This window comes from Bradyrhizobium sp. STM 3809, from assembly GCF_000239795.1.
Lineage (GTDB): Bacteria > Pseudomonadota > Alphaproteobacteria > Rhizobiales > Xanthobacteraceae > Bradyrhizobium.
The window spans coordinates 1-2,028 of the sequence record NZ_CAFJ01000354.1; the positions used below are offsets into that span (position 1 = coordinate 1).

The following is a 2,028-nucleotide window of genomic DNA, read 5'->3' on the forward strand; positions in this document are numbered from 1 at the left end:
CGTGTAGCTGTAGCCGTTGATGGCCGGGGCGCCGCCGAGATGGGCGTAGAGCACCTTGGAGCCTTCCGGGAAGTAGCCCTTCTTGACCAGGTCGATCATGCCCTGCATCGACTTGCCCTCGTACACTGGGTCGGTGATCATCGCCTCGGTGCGGGCGGCGAGGCGGATGGCCTCGTTGGTCTCGGCGCTCGGCACGCCATAGGCCGGATAGGCGTAGTCGTTGAGGATCACGATCTCATCGTCGCGCACCTTGCGGCCGAGCTCGACCAGCTCCGCGGTGTTGTCGACGATCTGGCGCACCTGGGCACGGGTCTGCTCCGGCGTGCCGGAGGCGTCGATGCCGATCACGCGGTCGGCGCGGCCGTCGGCGGCGAAGCCGACGATCATGCCTCCTTGCGTCGAGCCGGTGACGACGCAGACGATGACGTAGTCGAACTTGATGCCCATCTCGGCTTCCTGCGCCCTCACCTCTTCGGCGAAGCCGACATAGCCGAGGCCGCCGAACTTGTGCACGGAGGCGCCGGCCGGAATGCCGTAGGGCTTGCCGCCGGCGTCCTTCACCGACTGGATCGCGTTCTCCCAGCTCTTGCGGATGCCGATGTCGAAACCGTCCTCGACGATGCGGCTGTCGGCGCCCATCAGGCGGGTCATCAGGATGTTGCCGACGCGGTCATAGACGGCGTCCTCGTGCGGCACCCAGCTCTCCTGCACCACGACGCACTTCATGCCGATCTTGGCCGCGGTCGCCGCCACCATGCGGGTGTGGTTGGACTGCACGCCGCCGATCGAGACCAGCGTGTCGGCATTCGACTCGATCGCGTCCGGCACGATGTATTCGAGCTTGCGCAGCTTGTTGCCGCCCATCGCAAGGCCCGAGTTGCAGTCGTCGCGCTTGGCGTAGATCTGCACCTTGCCGCCGAGGGCGGCGGTCAGGCGCGGCAGATGCTCGATCGGGGTGACGCCGAAGGTGAGCGGATACTTCTTGAACTTGTCGAGCCGAAGCACGGGATCTCTCCGTGGATGGGGATTGGGTCGGGTGGGAACATACAAAAGGTCCCGCGAAAGGTGCTCTCTTTCTTGACCGGAATTTTCGTGCTTACGTCGGCTCCTGCCGCACAGGCCGACGCTTTCTCTCACGAATTGGCCAATCAATGAAAGAATCTTCCGATACCGATCTCGACCGCTTCGACCGCCGAATCCTGCAGCTGTTGCAGAAGGACGGCCGGACCAGCAATGCCGAGCTGGCGGCGGCCGTGCACGTCAGCCCGGCCACCTGCCACCGCCGCACCCAGCGCCTGTTCGAGGACGGCTACATCAGAAGCGTGCGCGCGCAGGTCGCGCCCGAGAAGGTCGAGCGCAGCGCGCTGGTGCTGGTCGGCGTCGTGCTCGACCGCTCGACGCCGGAGAGTTTTCGCACCTTCGAGGCCGCGATCCGCAAGCTGAAATTCGTGCTCGACTGCCATCTCGTCGCCGGCGATTTCGACTACTTCCTGAAGATCCGCGTCCGCGACATGAACGACTTCAACCGCCTGCATGGCGACCAGCTGATCTCGCTGCCCGGCGTGCGGCAGACGCGCACCTTCTTCGTGATGAAGGAGGTGGTCGACAATGCGCCGCTGGATTTCTGAGCGGGTGCCGCATTGAACCAGGGCTGCCGCAGCGGCGACTTAATTGCGCGTGAGCTCGCTCACCTCAGCAACCGACATCGCGGAGATCCTGATGAAGAGGCTGTTGGCCGTTGCTGCCGTGGTTCTGGCCAGCAGTGCCGCCCAGGCGCAGTACGTGATCGAATATGGCGGCAAGACCATCCGCATCGATCCCGACCGCGGCACCGTGCAGATCCCCGGCGTCTACGACAACACCGAGCAGAAGAAGCCCAGGCGCAGCAAGCGCGACCAGGACACGGCGGCCAAGCCGCAGCCGGGCGCGGAGAAGCCGTCGCCGGCGCCGACCGAGGCAACCGTCACCCCGGCCCCGCCCGCGCAGCCACCGGCCGCTGCGGTCCCTGCTCCCGTTCCTGCGGCGCCC

At 65.9% G+C, this 2,028-nt stretch carries 2 protein-coding genes and 1 pseudogene; 2 read left to right on the plus strand and 1 reads right to left on the minus strand.

Annotated elements, in window-relative coordinates:
* Positions 1 to 1,005, minus strand: a 1,005-nt coding sequence (locus BRAS3809_RS18765; protein ID WP_035656844.1) for a 1-aminocyclopropane-1-carboxylate deaminase, incomplete at its 3' end; no start/stop codon positions are given.
* A 146-nt stretch (positions 1,006 to 1,151) separates the two neighbouring features.
* On the opposite strand from BRAS3809_RS18765, the gene BRAS3809_RS18770 reads away from it, so the two are divergent.
* Positions 1,152 to 1,628, plus strand: a complete 477-nt coding sequence (locus tag BRAS3809_RS18770) for an Lrp/AsnC family transcriptional regulator (protein WP_008963646.1) — start codon at positions 1,152 to 1,154, stop codon at positions 1,626 to 1,628.
* A 91-nt stretch (positions 1,629 to 1,719) separates the two neighbouring features.
* Positions 1,720 to 2,028, plus strand: a pseudogene (locus tag BRAS3809_RS18775) (DUF2147 domain-containing protein); the annotation flags it as partial.

Bases quoted from the DNA above. Each gene is read 5' to 3' on its own strand.
- BRAS3809_RS18770 (WP_008963646.1), top strand. From the start codon at position 1,152: ATGAAAGAATCTTCCGATACCGATCTCGACCGCTTCGACCGCCGAATC.